Source organism: Synechococcus sp. CBW1107 (assembly GCF_015841355.1).
GTDB lineage: Bacteria > Cyanobacteriota > Cyanobacteriia > PCC-6307 > Cyanobiaceae > Regnicoccus_A.
The window spans coordinates 2,279,477-2,302,699 of the sequence record NZ_CP064908.1 but is presented as its reverse complement, the minus strand read 5'-3'; the positions used below and the strand labels follow the sequence as shown (position 1 = coordinate 2,302,699).

General features: G+C 66.2%; 27 protein-coding genes and 1 tRNA gene. 15 read left to right on the top strand and 13 right to left on the bottom strand.

Annotation, left to right across the window (positions count from 1 at the left end; genetic code table 11):
• Nucleotide 1: 1 nt before the first annotated feature.
• Nucleotides 2–694, top strand: a complete 693-nt coding sequence (locus tag I1E95_RS12030; RefSeq protein WP_197162560.1) for a low-complexity tail membrane protein — start codon at nt 2–4, stop codon at nt 692–694.
• On the opposite strand, the gene I1E95_RS17265 is transcribed toward I1E95_RS12030, so the two are convergent.
• Nucleotides 626–886, bottom strand: coding sequence for a DUF3493 domain-containing protein (locus tag I1E95_RS17265; RefSeq protein ID WP_197162558.1), 261 nt, complete (start codon nt 884–886; stop codon nt 626–628). The genes I1E95_RS12030 and I1E95_RS17265 overlap by 69 nt on opposite strands.
• Before the next feature lie 45 nt (nt 887–931).
• Here I1E95_RS17265 and I1E95_RS12020 point away from each other — a divergent pair.
• A tRNA-Thr gene (locus I1E95_RS12020) sits at nt 932–1,003 on the top strand.
• Between the two features lie 235 nt (nt 1,004–1,238).
• On the opposite strand, the gene I1E95_RS12015 is transcribed toward I1E95_RS12020, so the two are convergent.
• Complete coding sequence (locus I1E95_RS12015; protein WP_231594608.1) at nt 1,239–1,676, bottom strand: ATP-binding protein; 438 nt, start codon at nt 1,674–1,676, stop codon at nt 1,239–1,241.
• 174 nt (nt 1,677–1,850) lie between these two features.
• A complete protein-coding gene (gene psbA / locus I1E95_RS12010) occupies nt 1,851–2,930 on the bottom strand; it encodes a photosystem II q(b) protein (RefSeq protein ID WP_197162556.1) in 1,080 nt (359 codons plus the stop codon).
• Nucleotides 2,931–3,268: 338 nt separating this feature from the next.
• On the opposite strand from psbA, the gene I1E95_RS12005 reads away from it, so the two are divergent.
• From I1E95_RS12005 to I1E95_RS11995, 3 genes are read left to right on the top strand one after another with little or no spacing between them, the layout of a single operon-like run.
• Entirely contained in the window at nt 3,269–3,406 is a 138-nt protein-coding gene (locus I1E95_RS12005) for a hypothetical protein (protein WP_197162554.1), read from the top strand.
• Nucleotides 3,407–3,451: 45 nt separating this feature from the next.
• Nucleotides 3,452–3,781: a carbohydrate porin gene (locus I1E95_RS12000; protein WP_197162552.1), complete on the top strand. Its 330-nt coding sequence runs from the start codon at nt 3,452–3,454 to the stop codon at nt 3,779–3,781.
• Nucleotides 3,782–3,833: 52 nt separating this feature from the next.
• Nucleotides 3,834–4,256: a hypothetical protein gene (locus I1E95_RS11995; protein WP_231594607.1), complete on the top strand. Its 423-nt coding sequence runs from the start codon at nt 3,834–3,836 to the stop codon at nt 4,254–4,256.
• Between the two features lie 11 nt (nt 4,257–4,267).
• Here the strand turns inward: I1E95_RS11995 and I1E95_RS11990 are convergent, their stop codons facing one another.
• On the bottom strand, nt 4,268–5,203 hold the full coding sequence (locus I1E95_RS11990) for an aspartoacylase (protein WP_197162550.1): 936 nt from the start codon (nt 5,201–5,203) through the stop codon (nt 4,268–4,270).
• Between the two features lie 91 nt (nt 5,204–5,294).
• Here I1E95_RS11990 and I1E95_RS11985 point away from each other — a divergent pair, with 91 nt between their 5' ends.
• From I1E95_RS11985 to I1E95_RS11970, 4 genes are all read left to right on the top strand, one after another.
• The gene (locus I1E95_RS11985) at nt 5,295–6,266 is read left to right on the top strand and encodes a glutathione S-transferase C-terminal domain-containing protein (protein WP_197162548.1); all 972 of its coding nucleotides are present in this window, start codon (nt 5,295–5,297) and stop codon (nt 6,264–6,266) included.
• Nucleotides 6,263–6,925, top strand: a complete 663-nt coding sequence (locus tag I1E95_RS11980; RefSeq protein WP_197162547.1) for a DUF2301 domain-containing membrane protein — start codon at nt 6,263–6,265, stop codon at nt 6,923–6,925. Before I1E95_RS11985 ends, I1E95_RS11980 begins: the two co-directional genes overlap by 4 nt.
• Complete coding sequence (locus I1E95_RS11975; protein WP_197162545.1) at nt 6,922–8,865, top strand: ABC-F family ATP-binding cassette domain-containing protein; 1,944 nt, start codon at nt 6,922–6,924, stop codon at nt 8,863–8,865. Before I1E95_RS11980 ends, I1E95_RS11975 begins: the two co-directional genes overlap by 4 nt.
• An 88-nt stretch (nt 8,866–8,953) precedes the next feature.
• Nucleotides 8,954–9,172 (top strand): Calvin cycle protein CP12, encoded by a 219-nt coding sequence (locus I1E95_RS11970; RefSeq protein ID WP_006172041.1) that lies wholly within the window; start codon nt 8,954–8,956, stop codon nt 9,170–9,172.
• 65 nt (nt 9,173–9,237) lie between these two features.
• Here I1E95_RS11970 and cgtA read toward each other — a convergent pair whose 3' ends face one another.
• Nucleotides 9,238–10,230 (bottom strand): Obg family GTPase CgtA, encoded by a 993-nt coding sequence (cgtA, locus tag I1E95_RS11965; protein WP_197162543.1) that lies wholly within the window; start codon nt 10,228–10,230, stop codon nt 9,238–9,240.
• A gap of 67 nt (nt 10,231–10,297) precedes the next feature.
• Between cgtA and I1E95_RS11960 the strand changes: the two genes are divergently transcribed.
• Nucleotides 10,298–11,557 (top strand): ABC transporter ATP-binding protein, encoded by a 1,260-nt coding sequence (locus I1E95_RS11960; protein ID WP_197167469.1) that lies wholly within the window; start codon nt 10,298–10,300, stop codon nt 11,555–11,557.
• Between the two features lie 9 nt (nt 11,558–11,566).
• On the opposite strand, the gene I1E95_RS11955 is transcribed toward I1E95_RS11960, so the two are convergent.
• The 4 genes from I1E95_RS11955 to I1E95_RS11940 all read right to left on the bottom strand — a co-directional run bounded on the left by I1E95_RS11955 (nt 11,567) and on the right by I1E95_RS11940 (nt 16,704).
• The gene (locus tag I1E95_RS11955) at nt 11,567–13,969 is read right to left on the bottom strand and encodes an endonuclease MutS2 (protein ID WP_197167458.1); all 2,403 of its coding nucleotides are present in this window, start codon (nt 13,967–13,969) and stop codon (nt 11,567–11,569) included.
• A gap of 11 nt (nt 13,970–13,980) precedes the next feature.
• Entirely contained in the window at nt 13,981–14,415 is a 435-nt protein-coding gene (locus I1E95_RS11950) for a VOC family protein (protein ID WP_197167460.1), read from the bottom strand.
• Nucleotides 14,416–14,498: 83 nt separating this feature from the next.
• Complete coding sequence (gene hemB / locus I1E95_RS11945; protein ID WP_197162541.1) at nt 14,499–15,500, bottom strand: porphobilinogen synthase; 1,002 nt, start codon at nt 15,498–15,500, stop codon at nt 14,499–14,501.
• Nucleotides 15,501–15,714: 214 nt separating this feature from the next.
• Nucleotides 15,715–16,704 (bottom strand): DnaJ C-terminal domain-containing protein, encoded by a 990-nt coding sequence (locus I1E95_RS11940; RefSeq protein ID WP_197162539.1) that lies wholly within the window; start codon nt 16,702–16,704, stop codon nt 15,715–15,717.
• A 136-nt stretch (nt 16,705–16,840) separates the two neighbouring features.
• Between I1E95_RS11940 and I1E95_RS11935 the strand changes: the two genes are divergently transcribed.
• Nucleotides 16,841–17,326, top strand: coding sequence for a hypothetical protein (locus tag I1E95_RS11935; RefSeq protein WP_197162531.1), 486 nt, complete (start codon nt 16,841–16,843; stop codon nt 17,324–17,326).
• A gap of 12 nt (nt 17,327–17,338) precedes the next feature.
• On the opposite strand, the gene I1E95_RS11930 is transcribed toward I1E95_RS11935, so the two are convergent.
• The 4 genes from I1E95_RS11930 to I1E95_RS11915 form a co-directional block, all read right to left on the bottom strand.
• Nucleotides 17,339–17,773: a cyclic nucleotide-binding domain-containing protein gene (locus I1E95_RS11930; protein WP_197162529.1), complete on the bottom strand. Its 435-nt coding sequence runs from the start codon at nt 17,771–17,773 to the stop codon at nt 17,339–17,341.
• Nucleotides 17,774–17,853: 80 nt separating this feature from the next.
• The gene (locus I1E95_RS11925) at nt 17,854–18,069 is read right to left on the bottom strand and encodes a hypothetical protein (protein ID WP_197162527.1); all 216 of its coding nucleotides are present in this window, start codon (nt 18,067–18,069) and stop codon (nt 17,854–17,856) included.
• Nucleotides 18,070–18,084: 15 nt separating this feature from the next.
• Nucleotides 18,085–18,291, bottom strand: a complete 207-nt coding sequence (locus I1E95_RS11920) for a hypothetical protein (protein WP_197162525.1) — start codon at nt 18,289–18,291, stop codon at nt 18,085–18,087.
• The gene (locus tag I1E95_RS11915) at nt 18,288–19,049 is read right to left on the bottom strand and encodes a DUF2092 domain-containing protein (RefSeq protein ID WP_231594606.1); all 762 of its coding nucleotides are present in this window, start codon (nt 19,047–19,049) and stop codon (nt 18,288–18,290) included. Before I1E95_RS11915 ends, I1E95_RS11920 begins: the two co-directional genes overlap by 4 nt.
• 459 nt (nt 19,050–19,508) lie before the next feature.
• Between I1E95_RS11915 and I1E95_RS11910 the strand changes: the two genes are divergently transcribed.
• The 4 genes from I1E95_RS11910 (at nt 19,509) to I1E95_RS11900 (ending at nt 22,817) form a co-directional block, all read left to right on the top strand.
• The gene (locus tag I1E95_RS11910) at nt 19,509–20,231 is read left to right on the top strand and encodes an STAS/SEC14 domain-containing protein (protein WP_231594605.1); all 723 of its coding nucleotides are present in this window, start codon (nt 19,509–19,511) and stop codon (nt 20,229–20,231) included.
• A 452-nt stretch (nt 20,232–20,683) separates the two neighbouring features.
• Nucleotides 20,684–21,175: a hypothetical protein gene (locus tag I1E95_RS11905; RefSeq protein ID WP_197162521.1), complete on the top strand. Its 492-nt coding sequence runs from the start codon at nt 20,684–20,686 to the stop codon at nt 21,173–21,175.
• Nucleotides 21,176–21,228: 53 nt separating this feature from the next.
• Complete coding sequence (locus I1E95_RS16950) at nt 21,229–21,735, top strand: helix-turn-helix domain-containing protein (RefSeq protein WP_231594603.1); 507 nt, start codon at nt 21,229–21,231, stop codon at nt 21,733–21,735.
• Nucleotides 21,732–22,817, top strand: coding sequence for an IS3 family transposase (locus I1E95_RS11900; protein WP_231594602.1), 1,086 nt, complete (start codon nt 21,732–21,734; stop codon nt 22,815–22,817). Before I1E95_RS16950 ends, I1E95_RS11900 begins: the two co-directional genes overlap by 4 nt.
• Nucleotides 22,818–23,223: the final 406 nt, after the last annotated feature.

Genomic DNA, 23,223 nt, shown 5'->3' with positions numbered 1-23,223 from the left:
TGTGAGCCCCCGCAGCGAACCCCTGCTCTGGCTGCAGCTTCTCGGAGTGGCAGCCATCCCGGCGGAGCTGCTGGCCGTGGTGCTGATCCTGGCGGGCGCCGATCCCGGTCCGGTCCCAGCGGTCGAGAGGCTGCTGCTCTGGGCGCTCGGCGCCCTGCTGCCGGCGGTGCTGCTGTGGCAGCGGCCGGCTGATTGCTGGTCGTTGCTGCTGCTGCAGACTCCGGCCCGCGGGCGCCGCGAGGTTCAGCGGCGCCTGAGTGCCCTGCAAGCGCCCCTGCCCATTCGCCTTCTGGCCGCTGTCTGGGCGCTGCTGTTGCTGCCGGTGGTCTGGCGTCTCGACTCCCTTTCCGCCCAGATGGCGGCCATCGCTCCTCTGCCGGAGGCCTCCAGGCTGGTCACGATCCTGCTGTCCGTACCCTTGCTGGCGATTCTGGTCTGGCAGGGACAGCAGCTGATCCAGGCCATCTGGCTGCTCAGCCGCAGCTCTGAGCAGGTGGCGGGAACCACCGCCATGACGCCTGAAGCACTGCTGCGGGAGCGGTTGAGTCTTGGGCTGCCTCTGCTCCTTCCCGATCCGCTCAGCCTGGTCGAGGACAGGCAACACCAGGTTGCGGAACCCAGCCCCTCAGCGGTCACGCCAGATCAGCAAGCCAAAACCGATGCAGGCGCTGAGCTGGATGAACAGGTCTCCTGAGGCCACTTCTGCACCGGCGGATGCACGCATGGCCATGGTGGCCAACCCAATCGCGCCCGAGGCGGCGAGGGCGAACCAGAGGGCACGCCTGAGCCCTTTCCAGGGGGCTCTGGCTTCTGCCAGGAGCCGCTCACGCCACTCCGGATCAAGGTCGGTGGAGCTGGGCTGGGGCTTGGGCCGAGTCGAAGGCATGGGCCAGGGGCCTGTGGAACCCCTGAATGCTAATTTCAAGTCGCTGCCGGTGTAGCTCAGTGGTAGAGCAACTGATTCGTAATCAGTAGGTCGTCGGTTCAAGTCCGATCACCGGCTTATGAACACAAACCCAGCCCTCAATTCTCAGGTCTCAATCCTGGTTGTTTTGGGAGCTCCAACCTCCCATTGACCGGGCTTCCCGTTGGGCAACGGCTGCAGCCAACTGCTGCAGACGCTGATCAGGAGAACCAACCAGCTCAATCAACAGGGGGCAATTCTGGGACGGGAAGACATCAAACCGGCCTTCACGGTAAATCTGCTTGAAGAGCGCATCGACTTCGTCGCGGTAGGGCTAATCAACCGGACGAATTCCATCGTCTTCCATCGCAACCGGCCAGGCATCGGACTTGGGCACGAAGGCCAGAATGTCGAGCCGGTCAAGCGCCTCTCTCACTGCAGGCACCATCGAAGTAACGTACTCATCGTCAATATCCGTTGTCCCCTGATTAGCCGTATACTGAGAATAGGCAAGATAATCAACTGGCGCCCGATCAAAGATGACTCTGTGATCAGATGCCGTGTAGCGATGAACACGACTGATGCTGTAATACAGCTGAATCCCGTTATGCAGTCGCGTCGAAGCCTCGCGAAAGAGAATCTCGTAAGGTCCCTGCAGACCCAGAGCCCGATACGGATCTTCCTCCCGGATGTAGTCGCCATGGCCAACAACCCAATCGTTCACGACCGTGGACTTCCCCAGGGAATGGGATCCGGAAACGGCAATTCGCATCCCCAACAGCCTGAAACCCGCTCAGCCTAGGGAACAGGAACGAGATCCAAGAACGATCCCCGACCCAGGTTGGGCAATCCGAAGATTCCGGACCAAACAAAAAGCCCCCCGCAGTGCGGGAGGCCATGGGGCTTGCGCCCTTGCTGATGGTGGACCCGCAGGTCCTCCGCAGGATCAGCCGATCGCCGGAGCGGTCAGCGCCACGGGGGTGGCTTCAGCGGAAGCCAGGTCCAGAGGGAAGTTGTGAGCATTGCGCTCGTGCATCACTTCCATGCCCAGACCGGCACGGTTCAGCACATCAGCCCAGGTGTTGATCACGCGGCCCTGGCCGTCGAGGATCGACTGGTTGAAGTTGAAGCCGTTCAGGTTGAAGGCCATCGTGCTCACGCCCAGGGCGGTGAACCAGATGCCGACGACGGGCCAGGCAGCCAGGAAGAAGTGCAGGCTGCGGCTGTTGTTGAAGGAGGCGTACTGGAAGATCAGGCGACCGAAGTAACCGTGGGCAGCCACGATGTTGTAGGTCTCCTCTTCCTGACCGAACTTATAGCCGTAGTTCTGGCTCTCGCTCTCGGTGGTTTCACGCACCAGGGAGGAGGTCACCAGGGAGCCGTGCATGGCGGAGAACAGGGAGCCGCCGAAGACACCCGCCACACCCAGCATGTGGAAGGGGTGCATCAGGATATTGTGCTCAGCCTGGAACACCAGCATGAAGTTGAAGGTGCCGGAGATGCCGAGGGGCATGCCGTCGGAGAAGGAACCCTGACCGAAGGGGTAGATCAGGAACACCGCCGAAGCAGCGGCCACGGGGGCGCTGTAGGCGACGCAGATCCAGGGGCGCATTCCCAGGCGGTAGGAGAGTTCCCACTCACGTCCCATGTAGCAGAAGATGCCGATGAGGAAGTGGAAGACCACCAGCTGGTAAGGACCGCCGTTGTACAGCCACTCGTCGAGGCTGGCGGCTTCCCAGATGGGATAGAAGTGCAGGCCGATGGCGTTGCTCGAAGGAACAACGGCGCCGGAAATGATGTTGTTGCCGTAGAGCAGGGAGCCGGCAACAGGCTCACGGATGCCGTCGATGTCGACGGGAGGAGCGGCGATGAAGGCCACGATGAAGCAGATCGTGGCAGCCAGCAGGGTGGGGATCATCAGCACACCGAACCAACCGACGTAGAGGCGGTTGTTGGTGGAGGTGACCCACTCGCAGAACTGGCTCCAGGCAGACGCGCCCTGGCGTTGCTGAAGAGTGGTGGTCATGAGAGCGAGAGGTGTGGCCCCGTGAGGGGTCGGTTAGGTAAGACGACAAGCCGGAGCGGGGAAACCCGTCCGGTGGACCCGAAAGCCCTTCGTCTGCCTCAATGTAACAGGACATTGCGGGATGTGTGAAGCGCTTAAGGTTTGCTTCGGGGTGGTGCGGGGCTGGCGCGGTGGATTTCAGTCAAAGCAACGGACTCGGGTGCCTTCGACTTGCCCGACCCAGGCGAGCGAATGGCCAAGGTCCGTGTGTGGCCTTCGCGACATTTCTGCCGGAATCCGTACCAACGCGCACCAAACGGGCTTAAGGTTTTCTTTAGTTCCTTCGAGATGGTGAACCCATGGTCCTGATCTGCTGGGATCTCGGCGGCAACCGCTCCACCGAAACCTTGCCTGTCAGCCAGGCGCGCCAGCGCCGGCTTCAACTGGAACGCCTCGGAGCCGTCATCTACTGGAGTGAGCGCCTGGTCAACGCCTGACGCTCTTGCTAACTGTTCGGAACACCCATTCGATCCGCCGCGGCGATGCCCTTGCCTTCACGCGCCTCGAGACCCCTCATCGCCGGGGCCCTGGCTTTGCTCGCACTGGGTCTGGCCGGCTGTCCCACGACTCCGTCCAAGGACAGTCAGCGCCTGGAGCAACTGGAGCAGCGCCTCCAGCAGATCGAACAGCGCCTGGCGAGTCCGGCCCGCCCTGATCCCGCCGACCCCTCCGGAAAGCCGCCTGCCGGGGTGGTCAAGTCGCTGACCTTCAGGATGGACAGCCAGGATGACCGCCTGCGCATCTACTGGGCCGATGGCAGCACGACGGATCTCCCCTGCACCAAGGAGCAGGGCACCTGGGCCTGTGGCTGATCTGGACACGGTCAGCCCCTGAGCCGAGCGCGCCTGTTCCATGGTGGCGTGCATGCGCCAACTTCTTGCTCTCTCGGCCTGCCTGACAGTGCTGGCGGCCACCCCTTCCCTGGCTCAGGACAGCTACGAGCTCTTCCCCTTCACCCGCCAGCGGGCCACCAACGTGGCCCGCATGTACGCGGAGCGGCTCAATGGTGGCCTGACGGTCTACCGGCCAGATGCCTGCATGTACAACCGCGGTGGCGGTGACTGCCTGATCAGGGGCGACGCCAAGGGGTACATCTTCCGTTTCCTCGGCGGGCCTCCGGGCTGGCAGATCCTGGGGCTGGCACCCACTGCGGAAACCGAGATCGAAGTCTCCGCCGATGGCCGCTCCGTGGTGAAGGTGATCTACAACGGAGCCCCCCGTCCCCCGGAACCGGCTCCTCAGCAGTCACCAACCCCGGAGCCTGAACCAGACGCCCCGGCGATCTGATCCCTGGTGGATCAGATCGCCGGGGCGAGATGTCCGGCGAGTTGCTGCAGACTCTCGGCCCAGGCCTGCTCGCAGGGCCAGCGTTCGCGGCGGGTCAGGCTGAGGGCGATGCCCTTCTCGCCGTAGGCCGCCTCGTTGATGAACACCGGCCAGAGCGGCTCGGGATCGCTGGGCTGGTAGCGAAGGGTTTCACCTCCCGCCGTGATGAAGAGGGGATCACCGGGGCGGATCAGCTGCCAGTCGCGATGCTGACGCAGCGGATGCAGACAGGCAGCCGGACGGCCATCGGGATGCCGCGGCAGATCGAGACTGCCCAGGTGGCGGTGCACCGTGAGCCCCCGGGGCAGGGGCTGATCACCCCGCCGTGCCGAGGCCAGCACCGCCAGAGCGGCCTCCAGGGCCAGCTGAGTCTGGTGACTGATCGCGGCATTGACCACACCCTGAGGCACCGGGCCCACCTCGACCACCAGGCCGCAGGGCCAGCGCTCCAGCAGAAATCCCTTCTGACTGGCATCGGCCTCATGCAGATAGATCGGCAAGCCCAGCAGAGCCTGGATGCCCGCCGCCAGGGCCAGATCCGCAGGCCGTCGCCCATAGACCACCAGGGAATTGCCCATGGCGGCGGTGGTGCTGTGCAGATCGAGCACCAGGGCGCAGGGCCGTGACCCGGCCGGTCCGTGCAGAGCCAGCAGCTCGCGGGCGCGCTGCACCTCCCGGTCAGCCGGGCCCGGGGCCTCGAGCAGGGCGCTGGTGAAGGAGCGGTTCAGGTCACGATCGAGATAGCGGCGGCCTGCGGCGAGGGCTCCGGGATTGCCGATCACCAGCTGCAACGCCAAGCCGGCGGAATCAAGGGCGCCCGGATGAGCCAGCCAGTGCTCCAGAAGCCAGGGGGCGTTGCGCTCGTTGCCATGGGTGCCGGCCACCACCAGAACCTCTGCCGCGCCCATCGCCACGCCTCCTGCGGATCGGATCTGAGGCCAGCCTGGCGCAGCGTGAGGCCGCTGAGGGCCAGAGTTGGAACCTGCGCCGGAGACTGCCATGGCTGTTCCACCCCTGCTGGTCGCCAGCGTGCGCTCCGCCTGGCACTGCCAGTGGCAGCAGTTGATGAAGGGCCTCGGTCCAGCTGACACGGCCGGGAACTACCGCCGGCCTGAGAGCGCCTTCGCCACCGCTCCGGAACTGCCGGCCACCGCCGGCGACACGGGCGTTCATGCGCTAATCGTGGGGCGCAGCTGCCCCTGGGCGCACCGGGCCTGGCTGGTGTGGAGCCTGCGCCAGCTCGCCGGCAGCCTGGAGCTGGTGATCGTGGAACCTGATCCCCAGGCGGGCCGCTGGCGCTTCGACACCCCCTACGAGGGGGCCAGCGCCCTCGTGGATCTCTACCGGCGCAGTGGCGGCGACCCGAAGGCCCGTGCCACGGTGCCCGCCCTCTACGACCGCCCTGCCCGCCGGATCCTGGTGAACGAGAGCGCCCGGCTGATCGAACTGCTCAATCGCTGGCCCGCTCCCGAGGGAGCTCCGGATCTCTTGCCCGAGGATCAGGCGCAAGCGATCGACCATTGGCGGCAGCGGCTGCAGGGAACGGTGAACGATGGGGTCTATCGCTGCGGTTTCGCGCGCACCCAGGCCGCCTATGACCGGGCCGAAGCCGACCTGTTCACGAGCCTCGAAGCAGCGGAAACGGCTCTGGAGCAGGGCGGCCCCTGGCTCTGCGGCAACCGGCTCACCCTGGCGGATGTGGTGCTCTTCCCCACACTGATCCGCCTGGAGCTGGTCTATGCCCCCCTGTTCGGCTGCAGCCGCCGCCCCCTCTGGAGTTTCCCGGCCCTGACGGCCTGGCGCGCCCGCTTCCATGCCCTGCCTGGGGTCGCGGCCACGTGCTTCCCGGACTCGTGGCGCCGCGACTACTTCGGGGCGCTCTTTCCCCTGCACCCCTCGGGGATCGTTCCGGCGGGGGCGGATCTGGCCACACTGGTGGCAGGCCCTGCCCCCGAGCGACCCCAGCCATGACCGATCGATCCCAACACGAGGGCAGCCCGGACGATCCGGTGTTCGAGGGCGTCTATGGACCGTTCACGATCACGGCCCTCGACCGCCGTGAGGTGCTCGGCTACCGCCTGGCCCTGCTGGGGGTGGCCCTGGCCCAGGCGGGCCTGCTGCTGCAGTGGGCCCACTGGGGCAGCCAGGGGCTCTGGCCCTGGCTGCTGCTGATGGCCGTGGGGCTGGGGCTGGCCCTGCGCTGGATTCACATCTATCTGCGTCCACTGCACCGGGCCCTGCAGCTGTTCTGGTTGCTGGGCTGTGCGGGCGGGATCGCCCTGGCCCTGCACCAGGGCCAGGGCGCCATGCTCGACACCCTGGCGGCCGATTCCCGCTGGATCTGGGCGGTGGGGCCGTTCTTCGCGGCCTTAGCGGGGGTGGGCTTCAAGGAATTCTTCTGCTTCCAGCGGCCCGAAGCGATCGGGGTGACCCTGCTGCTGCCAGTGGCTCTGCTGGGCCGCCTGGTGGGCCTGCTCGGGGACCGCACCACCTTCACCCTGCTGGCCATCGAGGCGGCGCTGCTGCTGATCCTGACCTTGCGCAAATTCCCGATGCAGGCCGCCGCCGATGTGGGCGACAAAAGCGTCTTTGCTTACCTGGAGAGCCAGAGGCCTCCCTCGCGAGCGTGACCCTGATCAGCCTGGTGGGGGTCAGCAAGGACTTCGGCCTTCGCACCCTCTTTGCAGACCTCAACCTGCACCTGCAGGAGCGCGACCGCCTGGGGCTGATCGGCCCCAATGGCGCCGGCAAATCCACCCTGATGCGGCTGCTGGCGGGCCTCGAGCCGCCCGGGGAGGGGGAGCGGCGCTGCTCCGGGCGGCTGAAGGTGGTGATGGTGGCCCAGGAGCCGGATCTCGATCCCGAACGCACCGTGCTGGAACAGGTGTTCGAGGACAGCGGCGAGAAGATGGCGTTGCTGCGCCGCTTCACGGAAGTCAGCCAGGACCTGGCGGACGACCCCGCGGATCAGGCCCTGCTGGGGGAGCTCAGCGATCTGCAGGAACGCATGGATCAGGCCAACGCCTGGAGCCTGGAGCAGCAGTGCCGTGAGGTGCTCGAGCGGCTGGGCATCAGCGACGTGCACCGGCGGGTGGGCGACCTTTCCGGCGGATTCCGCAAACGGCTGGCACTGGCTGCGGCCCTGGTGGCCGAGCCCGATGTGCTGCTGCTCGATGAGCCCACCAACCACCTTGACGCCCTCTGCATCGAATGGCTGCAGGGGCAGCTGGAGCGCTTCCCCGGCGCCCTGGTGCTGATCACCCACGACCGCTACGTGCTCGATCGGGTGGCGCGCCGCATCGTCGAAGTGGATCGGGGAGTGGCCCGCAGCTATCCCGGTAACTACGCCACTTACCTGCAGACCAAGGCCGACGAGGAGGCGATCGAAGCCGCCAGCGCCGCGAAGTTCAAGGGCGCCCTGCGGCGGGAACTGGAGTGGCTGCGCCGCGGTCCCCAGGCCCGCAGCACCAAGCAGAAAGCCCGGATCCAGCGAATCGAGGCGATGCAGGAGGCTCCGAAACGTCAGAGCAGGGGACAGCTCAGCCTGGCCACCGCCCATCGCCGCCTCGGCAAGAAAGCCATCAGCGCGGAGCATCTCAGCGTGTGGGCCGAACCGAGCACGGGTCCTGCCGAGGGGGCGCCTGGGTCGGGACCACCCCTGCTGCGTGATTTCAGCTACGACTTCAGCCCCGAGGACCGGGTGGGGATCATCGGGGCCAACGGTTCGGGGAAATCCACCCTGCTGGATCTGATCGCCGGCCGCCGCCAACCGCATCAGGGGCGCCTGGAGCTGGGCAGCACGGTGAAGCTGGCCTACTTCGATCAGCAGGCCGAGGGACTCTCCAGCGGCCGGGGGCTGGAGCGCAAACTCATCGACTACGTGCAGGAGGAGGCCAGCCGCATCGAGGTGGGCGGGGTGGCGGTCAGCGCCTCCCAGCTGCTGGAACGGTTCCTGTTCCCTGCCGCCCAGCAGCACAGCCCGATCGGCCGCCTCTCAGGCGGTGAGCGGCGGCGGCTCTACCTCTGCCGGCTTCTGATCAGTGCTCCCAACGTGCTGCTGCTCGATGAGCCCACCAACGACCTCGACGTGCACACCCTCACGGTGCTCGAAGACTTCCTGGAGGATTTCCGCGGCTGCGTGGTGGTGGTCTCCCACGACCGCTACTTTCTCGACCGCACCGTGGACCGGTTGTTCTGCTTCGAAAACGGAGAGCTCAGGCGGCACGAGGGCAACTACAGCGCCTACCTGGAGAGGGCGGCAACGGCGCCCTCAGCGGGCACGGCTGCCGCGGCACCCACTCCACCAGCGGCTTCGACAGCAGCGGTCCAGGAGCCGGTGGCCCCAGCCGCCCGGCGTCGCAGCTTCAAGCAGAACCGGGAACTGGAGGAGCTGGAGCGGTCGCTGCCGGAATGGGACGCGCAGAGGGCCCAACTGGAGCAGGAACTGGCAGGCGGCGCCGGCGGTGACTATTCCCGCCTGGAGAGCCTCACCCACGACCTGGCCGCCCTGCTGGAGCGGATCGAGCACGGCGAGGAGCGCTGGCTGGAGCTCAGTGAGCTGAGCGCTTGATCAGCGCTGGATCACATTGCCCCCGGAGCACGGGTGGCCCCCCGTATGGTGGTTGCGAAAAGCTCCGGTGCCGAAGGCCGGCCTTCCTATGACTTCCATCGACGAGCACATCCGCAAGGATCAGATCGAGATCGAAACGGCCAAGGCCGTCGGCAACGAGGCGAAGGTGCGCCACCTCGAAGACGAACTCAAGTCCCTCGAGGAATACAAATCGCATCACCCCGAAGACGATCACGATCCCAATTCCCTCGAGGTCTATTGCGATCTCAACCCGGAAGCTCCCGAGTGCCGGGTCTACGACGACTGATCAGGCTGATCGATCGATTGGCTGAGGGGGAGATGTGACGGGATGCGCTCCCGGAGCCCTCGCCCTCACTGGATTCCAAGCTCCTTCCAGACCTCAGCGAGCAGTCCGTCGAGGCCTGAGTTGGTGGCCGCTGAGATCAGCAGCACCTCGCCTTCCCACAGAGCGGCCAGGGCGGCGCGGGCGGCCTCCAGCTGATCGGGCGATAGGAGTTCCATCTTGTTGAGAGCCAGGATCCTGGGCCGCTGATCGAGGCCATGACCGTAGGCCTTGAGCTCCTGCTCCACAACCGCCAGGTCGCTGGTGACATCGGGGCTGGAGGCATCCACCAGGTGCACCAGCAGGCGGGTGCGCTCGATGTGGCGCAGGAAATCGTGGCCGAGGCCGGCCCCCTGGGCCGCTCCGGCGATCAGGCCCGGGATGTCGGCGAAGACCGTGCCATCGCCGCTGGGACGACGCACCACCCCCAGGTTGGGCACCAGGGTGGTGAAGGGGTAATCGGCAATCTTGGGCTTCGCGGCGGAGAGCACGCTGATCAGGGTGCTCTTGCCCGCATTGGGCAGGCCGATGATGCCCACCTCCGCCAGCAGCTTGAGCTCCAGCTGCAGCTGGCGCTCCTCACCGTCCTTGCCCTCGGTGAACTTCTCCGGAGCCCGGTTGCGGTTGCTCAGGTAGTGGGCGTTGCCGAGGCCGCCGCGTCCACCGGCCGCCACCCGCAGCCGGTCACCCGGTTCGGTGAGGTCACCGAGAAGCTCCTCGCTGTCCTGCAGGCGCACTTCGGTGCCGCAGGGCACCCGGATCACCAGGTCGTCGCCACTGGCACCACTGCGCCTGTTGGGACCGCCGCGGCGTCCTTCCGGGGCCTCGAACAGCCGCTTGTACTTGAAGTCGAGCAGGGTCTGCAGGTTCGGATCGGCCTCGAGCCAGACGGTGCCGCCATGACCGCCGTCCCCGCCGGACGGACCTCCGGCGGGGACGTACTTTTCACGCCTGAAGGCGACGATGCCATCTCCGCCGCGGCCGCCCTGGACCGCAATGCGGGCTTGATCAATGAACTGCAAGGGAAGACCGCAGAGACTGGGCCGGATGAATCACCAACCCTAGGATCGGCCGGTCTGAGGGCTGATGTTGGCTGAGGTGCGCTTCCAGAAGGTCAGCAAGACCTTCCCTCCCCGGCGGGGCAGTGCGCCGGTTGAGGTGCTGCGGCAGCTGGATCTGACCGTGCACAACGGCGAATTCCTGGTGCTGGTGGGGCCGTCGGGCTGTGGCAAGAGCACCCTGCTGCGCATCCTGGCGGGCCTTGAAACCCCCAGCGGCGGTGAGATCCTGGTGGGGGAGCGCGCCGTGAACGGCCTGCGGCCGGCCCAGCGGGATGTGGCGATGGTGTTTCAGAGCTACGCCCTTTACCCACACCTGAGTGTGGCCGACAACATCGGCTTCGGGCTGCGGCGCAGCCGGCCCAGAACCACCATTCAGCATCTGCAGGACGGACTCCACCGCTTCACGAGGCGCCTGCCCGCCGGGCTGAGGGTCGCTTCGGAGCGGGAGCGACGGATCGAGGAGCGGATCAAGGCGGTGGCCGAGCAACTGGAGCTCACCCCACTGCTCGAGCGCCTGCCCAAGGAACTCTCCGGCGGCCAGAAGCAACGGGTGGCCCTGGGACGGGCCATCGCCCGCCAGCCGAAGGTGTTCCTGATGGATGAGCCCCTCAGCAACCTCGACGCCAAGCTGCGCACCGGCACCCGGGCGCAGATCGTTGCCCTGCAGCGAGAGCTGGGCATCACCACCCTGTATGTCACCCATGACCAGGTGGAGGCGATGACGATGGGCCACCGCATCGCCGTGCTCAACCAGGGACGACTGCAGCAGCTGGGGACCCCGATGGAGCTCTACGAGCATCCCGCCAACCTGTTCGTGGCTCAGTTCATCGGCAGCCCGCCCATGAACCTGTTGCCGGTGGAGCAGGCTGGAGCCGATCAGGTTCAGCTCGCCGGTCGTCGCTTTCTGGTGGAAGGGGAGATGGCCCTGGCCCTCGAAGCCCGTACCGGTGGCGGCAGCCTCACAGCCGGTCTGCGGGCGGAGCACTTCAAGCTGGCGCCGGCCACCAACCGCAACCTGGCAGCGGAGATCACCCATCTCGAGGCCCTCGGCAATGAAGTGCTGATCAGCTGTCGCCTGATCGAGGGCAGCCATCTGATTCAGGTGCGCACCGACCCGGGCCAGCGCCTGGCGGCAGGTCAGACGATCCACCTGGACATCGATCCCCAGGGATGGCGCTTCTTTGAGGCCAGCGGGGAGTCCCTGCCAAGGCCCGAGCCGACCGTCACCAAGCCCGGCTCCAGAGGACATCAGGACGAGATGCAGGTTGTGCTGCCGGACCTGACCTGAAGCGGAGTCTCATTTCGGCCAGATCACGCTGCAGCCCTGACCGCCATCCCCTCGTTCAGCATCACTGACCCGCTCCACCCAGGGCACGCTCGCCAGCCACTGACGCAGTCCGCGCTTGAGCTTGCCGGTGCCGATGCCATGGATCACCCAGAGGGGGCCATTGGCGTTGCGCAGCTGCTCCTCCACCGCGGCTTCCGCTTCATGCACCCGCATGCCGCGCACATCGACGGTGTTGCGTTCACTGCGCACCTGAGGGCCTGAGCCGCCCAGGTGGCGCCCGCTGGCCCGCACCTCGATCACAGGCTGAGCCGGCTCGGGCGGGGAGGGCCTCTCCCCCTCCAGGCTCTCGATGCCGGAGAGATCCACCTGCAGCCGCAGCACACCGCAGCGCACGCTCAGTTCGCGGCCATCCGCGCTGATCGCCAGCACCTGGGCCGCCTTGCCCAGGGAGAGCAGGCGGATGCGCTCCCCCACCGCCGGCCGCCAGCCGCTGGCGGCCCGGCGCCGGGGCTGGGGCGTGTGCTCCACCTGGAGCTGCTTCAGCCGCACTCCGGCCTGGCGGGCCCGTTCGCCGTCGCCGCCGCCCTGGCGCAGCCGCCTGATGATGCGCCGCACCTCCTGCTGCCCGTCGCGGATGGAGCGCTCCAGGGCCTGGCGCCGCTGCTCCTGCAGTTCCGCCGACTGCTCCTGCTGCTGCTGCCAGCGCTGCAGCAGTTCCTCATGCAGCAATTCAGTGCGCGCCAGCAGAGCCGCCGCCTCCTCGGCCGCCTCCTGCTGGCGGCGGCGCTGGTCTTCGAGGCCGCGGATCACCTGATTCAGTTCCCCCTCGCCCCGGGGCGCAAGCAGGCCATTGGCCTCGGCGATCACGGACTGATCCAGGCCCAGGCGACTGGCGATCGCCAGGGCATTGCTGCGTCCTGGGATCCCCCATTGCAGGTGATACGTGGGGGAGAGGGTGTCGCTGTCGAAGGCCACCGAGGCGTTCTCGAAGCGGCTGTCGGCGTACTTGAGCGCCTTGAGCTCACCGAAGTGGGTGGTGGCGATGGTGAGCCGGGCCCGCTCCGCCAGATGGCGCAGCAGGGCGATCGCCAGGGCCGTGCCTTCGGTGGGATCGGTGCCGGCCCCCACTTCATCGAGCAGCACCAGGGTGGCGCCTGGCGCCGTGGGGGCGTCGAGGGCTTCAAGGATGCGGGCGATGCGGCGCACGTGGCCGCTGAAGGTGGAGAGGTTCTGCTGCAACGACTGTTCATCGCCGATGTCGGCCAGCACCAGGGAGCACCAGGGCAGCTGGGGAGTGCCGGAACAGGGCAGAAAAAGCCCAGCCCGGGCCATCAGGGCAGCCAGACCCACGCTTTTGAGGGTCACCGTCTTACCGCCGGTGTTGGGGCCGGTGATCGCCACCACCCGCAGCTCCGTGCCCACCGACACCGTGACCGGCACCACCTTGGCCTCCCCGCCGCGGGGCTCCTGCCAGAGCAGCAGCGGATGGCGCAGATCGCTCAGCAGGACTGGCGCCTGGGGGTCGGCGGAGAGTTCCGGGCACACGCCTCCCAGCCATTGGCCATAGCGGGCCCTGGCCAGGGCGACATCGAGGGCCACCAGCACCCGATGCAGCTCTTCAAGGGCTGGCGCCTCCTCGGCCACCTGGGCACTGAGGCCGGCAAGCACCCGCCATTCCTCCTGGCGCTCCCTCCCTTCCAGTTCCCGGATCTGGTTGCCGAGCGTGATCACCGCCTTCGGCTCGATGAACACGGTGCTGCCCGAGGCGGAGGTGTCGTGCACCAGACCCGGCAGCTGGGACGCGGCTGTCACCTTCACCGCCAGCACCGGGCGGCCGTTGCGCTCGGCGATGACGCTGTCCTGGAGTAGTCCCCCCTGGCGACGCATCAGCTCCTGAAGACGATCGCGGCGCTGCTGGCGCAAGCCGGCCAGCTGCTGGCGCACGCCAGCCAGCTCCGGGCTGGCCCGGTCCGCCACCCGGCCACCCTCCTCCAGGCAGAAGAGCAGGCGCTGCTCCAGCTCCGGCAGGGTGCGCAGATCGCCCATCAGCTGGCTGCAGACGGGGCGCAGCCCGGGATCCTCGATCTGCCGGCGCAGGCGGCGGGCCACCGCCTGGGTGAAGGCCACCGCCAGCAGATCCTCGCCGCCTGCGGTGCCCCCCTTGGCGCAGTGGCGCAGGGTGGCCGTGAGATCGGCCGCCCCCTGGAAGCTGAGCCCCCCTTCGATCAGGCCATCGAGGCCCAGCAGCTCGCTGGTTTCAGAGAGCAGGCGCAGGCTCTCGGAGCGATCGGCGGCCAGGGGCAGGGCCCGGCAATGGGCAGCACCGGCGCTGGTGCTCGCGAAGCTGGCCAGGTGCTCACCGAGCCGTTCCCACTCGAGCAGCTCCAGGGCTTCGACGGCGATCGCCGTCATGGCGGCGGGGCTCAAACCGGCTCCTGCCCTCGCCCGGCCTGGGATCGCGCCTTGAGCGGAATCACTGCCTGACCGGTGTTGGAGGCGATGCCGGTGGGAGGCTCGTAGAGCATCTCCAGCCAGTTGCCCTCGGAATCCTGCAGGTAGAAGGAAGCGGTGCCGTCACGATGGTCATGGACGGGACCGACCCGGTGGCCGGAGGCCTCAAGCTGGGCGTGGACCCGATCCACCCCGGCACGGTCCTCGAAGTGGAACGCGAAATGGGGACCGGCCTGGCGGTAACTGGGGGAGAGCAGGGCGATGCCATCGCCGGATTCGGGCGACTGGAGGTAGGCCCAGTCATCGGCGTCCCAGGTGACGCGCAGACCGAGCGCCTCGTAGAAGGCCTTGGCCCGGGCCATGTCCTCCACCCGCACGGCCACATGGCCCAGTCGCTGCACGGCCATGGCCGTTCCCTGACGCTGACGCCATTCTGAGTGGCCGCTGGGCACCACCGCGGCTGCACCGGCTTCGCTGGGCACCGCCGTGGTCAGCCTTCCCGCAGCCAGCGAGCTGCCTCGCAGGCGTGATACGTGAGGATCAGATCGGCCCCGGCCCGCTTGAAGCAGAGCAGGGTTTCCAGCACCACCGCCCGCTCATCGATCCAGCCCCGCTCCGCGGCCGCCTTGACCATGGAGTATTCACCGCTGACGTTGTAGGCGGCGATCGGAAGTTCGGTTTCGCCGCGCAGGCGGTGGATGATGTCGAGGTAGGCCAGGCCAGGCTTCACCATCAGGATGTCGGCACCTTCCTGCTCATCGAGCAGGGCTTCGGTGAGAGACTCGCGGCCATTGGCCGGATCCATCTGGTAGGTGCTCTTGTCTTTGGGAATGGGTTTGCTGGAGTCGGTGCGCGGGGCGGAATCCAGGGCTTCGCGGAAGGGACCGTAGTACGCGGAGGCGTACTTGGCGGTGTAGCTGATGATTCCCACGTGCTCGAATCCCTCCTCATCGAGGGCCTCGCGGATCGCACCCACGCGGCCATCCATCATGTCGCTGGGGCCGATCAGGTCAGCGCCGGCCCTGGCCTGAGCCACGGCCTGGCGGCAGAGGATCGCCACGGTCTCGTCATTGAGCACCTCGCCCTCGGCACTGACGATGCCGTCGTGGCCATCACAGGAGTAGGGGTCGAGGGCCACGTCGGTCATGATCGCCATCCCAGGGTGATCCTGCTTGAGCCGCCGGATCGCCCGGGGGATCAGGCCACCCTCGTTGAAGCATTCAGCTCCGTCCTCGGTCTTGAGACCGTCGGCGACCTTCGGGAAGAGCACCACGCAGCGGATGCCGAGATCCCAGGCGCGGCCCACCTCCTCCACCAGACCTTCGAGGCTCCAGCGGAAGGCGCCGGGCATGGCGCCGATCGGCTCGTTGCTGGCGCCTTCATGAACGAACAACGGCAGGATGAAATCCGCCGGGCTCAGCTGAAACTCACGCACCATGGCGCGCAGCGCCGGTGTGCGGCGGAGGCGCCGCGGACGGTAGGTCAGCTCCATGCAGTCGAATCACTTGAGACGATCCTAAAGCCCAGGCTTCCACACCATTTTTTTCTCTCAATCGATAGGAAGTCTGAAATCTGGCGCCAGCAGCCATCGACAACTGGGAGTGACCGGCCGCCAAACATTCGCACGGTACAGATTCGCACTGAGAGGATCAATTTTTCCCTCTCAATTCAGTCGTTTCAGGAAGACGATCACACCTGGATGACTTTCAGAGTTGGGCCGCCCGCATCCACTCCCGGCGCGGGTCAACACTGCGGGCCTCGCGCAGCTTCTCCAGCAGTTGCCTCTCGGTGTCGCTGAAGTGCTCCGGCAGCTTGAGGGTGAGGCTGAGCAACAGATCACCACGGCCGTCCTTGACGGGCCAGCCTTTGCCCTTCAGGCGCAGGCTGCGGCCCAAAGCCACGCCGGGGGGCACCTGCACAGTGGCCTCCCCGTCAGGGGTGGCCACCCTCACCTCACCGCCCAGGGCCAGCTCATCGAGGCTGAGGGGCAGATCGGCTCGCAACTGATCTCCATCCAGGCGCCAGATCGGGTGGTCCTGAAGCTGAAGATTGAGATAGAGGTCGCCGCGACGGCCGGTGCCGGGCTGCAGGTTGCCCTTGCCCTTGAGCCGGAGGCGGCTGCCGCTGCGGACACCGGCCGGGATGCGCACCTGCACCCGTTCCTCATTGACGGCCAGGGTGCGCTCGCAGCCGCGGAACGCTTCGGCGAAAGTGAGGCTGATGGTCGCTTCCGCGTCCAGGTTGAGGGTGCCGCTGCGACCCGTCGCCGGTCCGCCGAACCCGCTGGGGAAGCCGCCAGGAAAACCGCCTGAGAACCCGAAACCACCGGGTCCTGCTCCGAAACCGGAACCACCCTGGGCTCCACCGAAGCGGCCCAGCAGGTCGTTGATGAAGTCATCGAAGTTGCCGTAGCGGCCGAAATCCACATCGAAGCCCGGGGCCCCGCCAGCCCCCCCGCCGGCCTGGCTCCAGTACTGGCCGAACTGTTCGTAGCGCCGACGCTTGTCGGGATCGGAGAGCACCTCGTAGGCCTCGCTGATCTCCTTGAACTTGGCCTCGGCCGTGGAATCACCGGGATTCACATCCGGGTGGTACTGGCGGGCCAGCTTGCGAAACGAACGCTTGACGGCATCGGCATCCGCGCTGCGCTCGATGCCCAGCACCTTGAAATAGTCGCGATAGCCGTTGGCACTCATCGAGGCAAGCTCATCGGTTCGCGAGGCAGCGCATCTGAGCTCCAGTGTCCCAGCCAGAGGCTTGAACAGGTGGCCCCGGAAAGGGCGGAAGCCCGAACGCAGCCTTAGCCTCGGGTCATCTGAACATGTGAGGTCCATGCCTGACGCCCCGTCCGGCCAGCGGCTGCCCACCCGGCTGCTTTCCCTGGCGCTGATGAGCCTGAGCCTGGTGCTGGTGGGAGCCGCCGGCAGCAGCCGCAACCAGGCCCTCGCCCGTGGTGGAAGTCCAGCGGGCAGCACCAGCGGCAGCGTCGGGGAAGCCGTGAGCCCCTCCACGGCGGAGCAGAAGGCGCTGGTGGAGCACCTGCGCAGCCGGGGAGCGATCTTCTACGGCGCCTGGTGGTGCCCCCACTGCTTCCACCAGAAGAATCTGTTCGGCACGGAAGCGGGCCGACGATTGCCTTACGTGGAATGTGACAAGGATCAGACCGGGCGTGAACGCTGCCAGGCGGCCAAGATCCGGGCGTTCCCCACCTGGGATCTCGATGGTGAACGGCGTGAAGGCCTGCTGACCATCGAGGAACTGTCGGTCTGGAGTGGCTTCAAGGCCAAGGCCGGGGGCGGCGCTGCCAGCAGCCGCTGAATCCATCGGTGCTCAGGCGAAGCCATAGGGGGCGGTGGTGTCGCGCAGACGCTGGGCCAGTTCCTTGATCACGGCCTGAACGATCTCCGGATGATCCGCCATCAGGGCCTGAAGCATGGCCTGCTCGATGCGATACAGGGTGGTGGGGTCGATCGCGCTGACGGAAGCCGAGCGAGGTTCGGGATCGAGCGCGGCCAGCTCTCCCACGATTTCGCCATCGCCAAGCTCCACCACGGTCTGGTCACCGATGTGAATCCGCACATTGCCGGTGACGATCACATACATGGAGGTGCCGAGATCCCCCTTGGCAAACAGCTGCTCGCCCGCCGTGAGATGCACTTCCTCCACAGCTTCAGCCAGCTGGAGCAGCACCTCGGATGGCGTGGCCGCGAAGATGCCGACGGATCGAAGCCTCTGCATCTTGTTGTGCGTGGCCGCGCTGGTCATGGGCTTGCGGTAAGGCTGGTTGAAGGACGATCAGACCAAGGTCTGCAGGCGATGAAGCCGTCCTGCCGCTCAGTATGTCGTCAAAGCGGAGGCTCTTCTGGCTGGTGGGGGTCTGCAGCACAGGCGGATTCAGCGAGCGCGAGGCGGATGGTGATCAGCAACCGCTCGAAACCGTCGCTGGCTTCCAGCCCCTTCCAGAACCACTGGGTTTCAGGATTGCACTGCTCCACCTGCTCCCTGAGGTCCGCCGGCAGGGCAGACCAATCAGGACGGTGGGGCAGCTCAGGGCGGCTCATGGGGGGGCTGTGAGTTCAGTAGTCGTAGACGCCAACGGCACAGCGACGCACGGTGCGCCGGCCCACTCCGGCCACGCTGACGGGCGTGAGCGGACGGCCGACGCGGGCCTGCGCGGGCGGAACCAGGGCATTCAGGAGCTGACCTGGAATGGTCTGCAGGGGGCCTGATCCAGCCAGGGCGAGGGCGGCAACCAGAGCAGCGGTCCTGTGGGTGGTGGTCATGGAGTTCCTCGTTGCACGAAGTGACTGGGCAGTTCGCCCATGGACTTGATCGTCTTCAACTCATCCTTGCTGATGGCCCTGGCCCCCGGGGGTGGCACAAAGGCGAAGGACTGGCCGGCGGCCGCGGGTCCCGTCTGAAAGTCACGGAGTTGAATGCTGTACTCAGGCGAGCCAGGTACCGCCGTGGAGGTGATCACGTAGCGGCAGGGATAGGGTCGCTCCCCCTGGGCGATCCAGATCTGGAAATCGACCTCCTTCTTGCGAAAGGCGAGGTGATCACACTCGACACCACCCACGACGCCGCTGCCGAGATCCTTGACATCCGTGACGCCCTCGGTGAGCTCGGCATAGGCATTCGGCAGCAACAGGTCAGCCGCCGGCAGCGGTCTGCGGTACTTGTCCTTGAGCTCATCCACCAGGGAGACGATCGTGCCCCTGAACGGAACCTGCATGTAGACGTTGGCCTTTTTGCCCAGCAGGGTGAAGGTGGAGCCATCGAAGATCGTTTCGACGTCGGCGAAACCGGTGGATCGGGTGGCCCGGATGCGACCGGGACGTGCCAGCGACACCGTTCCGGAACTGGCCAGCGTGAGACGTTGCTGTTCGGTGGTCACAACCTCCAGATCGGAGTCGTAACGGAATGACATGGCCTGCTGCGCCGACATGTACGTGGTCATCCCCTTGAGCAGCGCCAGGGCTTCAGCTTCTGCCGCCCCTGCGGCAGGGGCGGTGACCACCCCCGCGGTGACGGCGATCAAGCCTGCACAGACCTGAGCGGCAAGACTGCGGCCAACGCCGGGCTTTAGGAATAAATCCGGTAGTTCTGTTGACATTGTGACTCGGTTGCATCTAACGAAATTACGGCCTTGGTGCCAGCGGAATACCGCCCGAAGAACCGCAATCGGAACCTTCTCAGCCTAGGGCGTGGCTCATCGGTGGCAACAGGTGGCAACACCTGCAGAGCACGCGAGAGGTGCATCGATCAGCCTTCCCTGTGATGTTTCATGTCCTATCCAGGCAGCCATACCCTTCCAGATCGAACTCAATCAGAATCTGCCACTCCAAATCACTGATCCAACACACCAAGCCACCCGGTGTGCCGCACCCGCTGGGGGCAGATGGAGCGAAAATCGATCCCCTGAAGCGGGCATTCTTGCTGTGGGCACACATCGGCCTGATGGCTACGGTTCGGGTCAACCATCCCTGAGGACAGTCCCATGATCGAATGCATGAGCGGGCTGCCGGAAGGCACCCTCGGCTTTTCCTTTCAGGGCCAGATCACGGCCGACGATTATGACCACGTGCTCACGCCTGCCCTGGATCGCGCCCTTGAGGAGCACGACCGTCTCAAGCTGCTCGCCCAGCTGGGGCCCGCCTTTGAGGGCTACGACCTGGGCGCGGCCTGGGCCGACGGCCGCGAGGCGTTGCGACACTGGGATGGGTTCGAACGCCTGGCGGTTGTGTCGGATGTGGCCTGGGTGCGGACGGCCGTGACGGCTTTCAGCCTGGTGATGCCCTGCCCGGTGCGGGTCTTCAGCAACGCGGAACTGGAGGAGGCCCGGCGGTGGTTGGCGGAATCGCTGGGCACCATGCACATCAGACGGGACGGCGAAGTGATTGACGCACAGCTGATCGGCACGATCGAGTCCAGCGTGTATGAGCGGATCGAAGCCGACCTCGACGCCGAGATCCAGGGGATCGAAGGTGTGAAGCTGCTGCTGGATCTGCGCCAGTTCGATGGCTGGGCCGGCCTCGGTGCCCTGGGGCGCCACCTGGCGCTCGTGCGCGACCATCGCCGGGCTGTCCGGAGAGTGGCGGTGGTGGGCGACAGGGCCTGGCAGGCCCTGGCGGAAAAACTGGTCTCGAAATTCATCGATGCCGAGACCCGTTTCTTCGAGGGCGCTGATCATGCCCTGGCTGAAACATGGATCAGGCAATGAACAGGAGCACCAATTCAATCGCCGTGACCTTGAACTCTGAAACTCCGACTTACTGCCAATGGGAAGGGGGCCTTCCAGCCCCCCGTGAGTCAATTGGGTGATACAGATATCAGATCCTTGAGCCAGACTTGAGACTTCCCTTGCGGGGGGGGGGGGGGGGGGGGGGGACTTCTGAGAACACCAAGGAACTCGGAGTAAGCTGAAAGGGCAATTATGCACACGCCCTGTGTGCAATTTTTCCCTGGCCGCCATGCCCGCAGCCAGCCCTGGGAGATCGGCTTCCGGGGAGCCGCCAAAGTCGCCCCAGGCTGGACTGTGAGCCGGCATCGAGCCCGCATCCGCCTGCAGGTGCGCCACCCCGGTCAGCCAGCACAGGGGGTTGTGTTGCCACTTGAATGGTCTCCGGCATCTGTAAGTCCGGCCCTCCAGCTGATCGGGCGGATCTACAGCTCGTGGCCAGCAACCAGCAGACGCTCAGGGGGGCCCTGGCCTCCACGCTGGGACTGAGCGACACAATGGCCCCGACCGCCGACTGGGAAGCCATAGCCAACAGCCTGCGGGATGCCCTCCAGAACGGCCGGAACGAGATCCTTGAGCAGACCTGGAGAAGCAACTACGCGCCCTACATCGAGGAAGCGGTCCTTCTGCTCACGGAGTCCAAGCCACCTGCCGATGGCCACGAACTTCTCCGGCGCACCTTGATCCGGTGGAGCGGCAAGCCACCCAGCCGTGCGGCCTGCTACATCGCCCTGCGCAATCTCACGGATCACGCTGTCACCCGCCACCACCAACCCAGCTGCTGGCGGATCAGCAGCGCCAGCATCAAGGAGCTGCGGGGTCGCCCAGCCGCGAAACGCACCAAGGCCACCCTTGATGATCAGGAACTGCTGGATCTGATCGACGCCATCGAGGCCCGCAATCCCCCCCTCTGCCAGGAAAGATGACGCCTCTCCATTCCGACCATTTCAACCACCAGGGGGCCTGATGGAACCGACCAATGCGTCCTTACAGCGAGGCCGTCAAGGCTGATGTCCGCCGGCGGATGGGGCCTCCCCACCGCCAGAGCTGCACTGAGATCGCCCAGGAACTGGGCATTCACGTGATCACCCTCTACAAGTGGCGGAAGGCCTGGCGGCTGCAGGGGGAGGTGGTGCCAGCCACCCAGAAGGATCCGGAGGGTTGGGGTCCCTCCGACAAGTTCACAGTGGTGCTGGAGAGTGCTGGCATGAATGCCACCGAACTCAGCACCTACTGCCGCGAACGGGGCCTTTTCCCCGAACAGGTGGACCGCTGGCGCCAGGCGGCGCAGGATGCCAATGCGCAGCCACTGCTGACCATGGCCGAGCAGAAAGACCTGGAGAAGCGCCACCAGGCCGATCAGCGGGAGATCAAGCGCCTGCAGCAGGAATTGCGCCGTAAGGACAAGGCCTTGGCAGAGGCGGCTGCTCTGCTGATGGCGTCAAAAAAGATCCAGGCCTACTGGGGAGAGGACGGGGACGATTGACCTCTCCAGTTGATCGCCGTAAGGCGCTGGAGATCCTCGATGCCGGTATGGCGGCTGGTGCACGGTCTTTTGAACTGGCCACGCTGCTGGGCGTGGGGCTGAGCACCCTGCAGCGCTGGCGGCGTCAGTTCGCAGGTGATGGGGACGGCCATGATGGCCGTAAAGGCAGCCACCGCCTGGTTTCTCACCGATTGACAGATGAGGAACGCCAGCGGATTCTCCTCACCTGCAACCAATCAGAATTCGCAGCTCTGCCACCCGCGCAGATCGTTCCTGTGCTGGCCGATCGGGGCGTCTACATCGGCTCAGAGCGCAGCTTCTATCGGGTGCTCCACGCCCATGGCCAGGCTCACCATCGCGGTCGGGCCCGTCCACCGCAGGAACCCCGCGCAGTGCCACGACTCGAGGCAAGGGGGCCGAATCAGGTGTGGAGCTGGGACATCACCTACCTGCCCACCAGCGTGCGTGGTGTCTGGCTCTATCTCTATCTGGTGATCGACGTCTGGAGCCGCAAAGTGGTGGCCTGGGATGTCGCCGATCGCGAGGACGCACAGATCGCCGCTGATCTCGTCAGCCGGGCCTGCCTGCGGGAGCGGATCAGTAGAAGGCGCCGCCAGACGCTGATCCTCCATGCCGACAACGGCAACGCCATGAGAGCGGCCACCCTGGAAACCCGGCTGGAGGAGCTGGGCGTTCTGCGGTCGTTCTCCAGGCCGAGGGTCAGCAATGACAACCCCTACTCGGAGTCGCTGTTCCGCACCGTGAAATACCGGCCGGACTACCCCCGGCGGCCATTCAACAGCGTGGAAGAAGCCTGCTCCTGGGCCTGTGCATTCGTGGACTGGTACAACCACCAGCACCGCCACAGCGGCATCCGGTTCGTGACTCCCGATCAGCGCCATAGCGGCCAGGCCGTTGCGATCTGCAGCCAACGAGCCCAGCTGTACGAACAGGCCCGTCAACGGCATCCTCGCCGCTGGAGCGGCAGCACACGCTGCTGGCGTCAGCCGGAGGTGGTCTGGATCAACCCACCAGATCCAGAAAACAGCACCAATCCGACTACGTTGGTAATGGCCGCCTGATCAGCGGCAGGGACGTCATCTTTCCTGGCAGTCACCGTCCCGGCTGGGCCAACGTGCTTCGGCTGCTCACCCAGTACGGGCTGAGGCCCACGGAACTCCAGCACCTCACGGTGAAGACGGACGAGGCCGGCATCAAAAGGCTGTGGTGCAGCTACCGCAAGGCCTGCGGGGCGCAAAGGACTGAGCCCCGCTGGCTGATGGCCTGTCCGCTGAATGATCGGCTCGACAGCCTGGTGGAGTGGAACTTGCCGGGAGCACTCGCCGCAGGCCTGCTGAAGCTTCCCACGAGCTCAGATGGCAGCGTGGCCAGGCTTAATGGACACTATTTGGAGCAGTTCCTGTCCAGGCAGCCCGAATGGCGCGCCCTCAAGCAACAGTGCGAGGCCAGGGGGGAGTGGCTGCGGCC

Coding starts and splice junctions, on each gene's coding strand:
- I1E95_RS11985 (WP_197162548.1), top strand. CDS start 5,295: ATGGCTGTTCCACCCCTGCTGGTCGCCAGCGTGCGCTCCGCCTGGCAC.
- I1E95_RS11970 (WP_006172041.1), top strand. CDS start 8,954: ATGACTTCCATCGACGAGCACATCCGCAAGGATCAGATCGAGATCGAA.
- hemB (WP_197162541.1), bottom strand. CDS start 15,500: ATGGAGCTGACCTACCGTCCGCGGCGCCTCCGCCGCACACCGGCGCTG.
- I1E95_RS11940 (WP_197162539.1), bottom strand. CDS start 16,704: ATGAGTGCCAACGGCTATCGCGACTATTTCAAGGTGCTGGGCATCGAG.
- I1E95_RS12000 (WP_197162552.1), top strand. CDS start 3,452: ATGCCCTTGCCTTCACGCGCCTCGAGACCCCTCATCGCCGGGGCCCTG.
- I1E95_RS11990 (WP_197162550.1), bottom strand. CDS start 5,203: ATGGGCGCGGCAGAGGTTCTGGTGGTGGCCGGCACCCATGGCAACGAG.
- I1E95_RS11980 (WP_197162547.1), top strand. CDS start 6,263: ATGACCGATCGATCCCAACACGAGGGCAGCCCGGACGATCCGGTGTTC.
- I1E95_RS11930 (WP_197162529.1), bottom strand. CDS start 17,773: ATGACCAGCGCGGCCACGCACAACAAGATGCAGAGGCTTCGATCCGTC.
- I1E95_RS11910 (WP_231594605.1), top strand. CDS start 19,509: ATGATCGAATGCATGAGCGGGCTGCCGGAAGGCACCCTCGGCTTTTCC.
- I1E95_RS11925 (WP_197162527.1), bottom strand. CDS start 18,069: ATGAGCCGCCCTGAGCTGCCCCACCGTCCTGATTGGTCTGCCCTGCCG.
- I1E95_RS11935 (WP_197162531.1), top strand. CDS start 16,841: ATGCCTGACGCCCCGTCCGGCCAGCGGCTGCCCACCCGGCTGCTTTCC.
- psbA (WP_197162556.1), bottom strand. CDS start 2,930: ATGACCACCACTCTTCAGCAACGCCAGGGCGCGTCTGCCTGGAGCCAG.
- I1E95_RS12015 (WP_231594608.1), bottom strand. CDS start 1,676: ATGCGAATTGCCGTTTCCGGATCCCATTCCCTGGGGAAGTCCACGGTC.
- I1E95_RS17265 (WP_197162558.1), bottom strand. CDS start 886: ATGCCTTCGACTCGGCCCAAGCCCCAGCCCAGCTCCACCGACCTTGAT.
- I1E95_RS11950 (WP_197167460.1), bottom strand. CDS start 14,415: ATGGCCGTGCAGCGACTGGGCCATGTGGCCGTGCGGGTGGAGGACATG.
- I1E95_RS16950 (WP_231594603.1), top strand. CDS start 21,229: ATGCGTCCTTACAGCGAGGCCGTCAAGGCTGATGTCCGCCGGCGGATG.
- I1E95_RS11995 (WP_231594607.1), top strand. CDS start 3,834: ATGCGCCAACTTCTTGCTCTCTCGGCCTGCCTGACAGTGCTGGCGGCC.
- I1E95_RS11920 (WP_197162525.1), bottom strand. CDS start 18,291: ATGACCACCACCCACAGGACCGCTGCTCTGGTTGCCGCCCTCGCCCTG.
- I1E95_RS12005 (WP_197162554.1), top strand. CDS start 3,269: ATGGTCCTGATCTGCTGGGATCTCGGCGGCAACCGCTCCACCGAAACC.
- I1E95_RS11955 (WP_197167458.1), bottom strand. CDS start 13,969: ATGACGGCGATCGCCGTCGAAGCCCTGGAGCTGCTCGAGTGGGAACGG.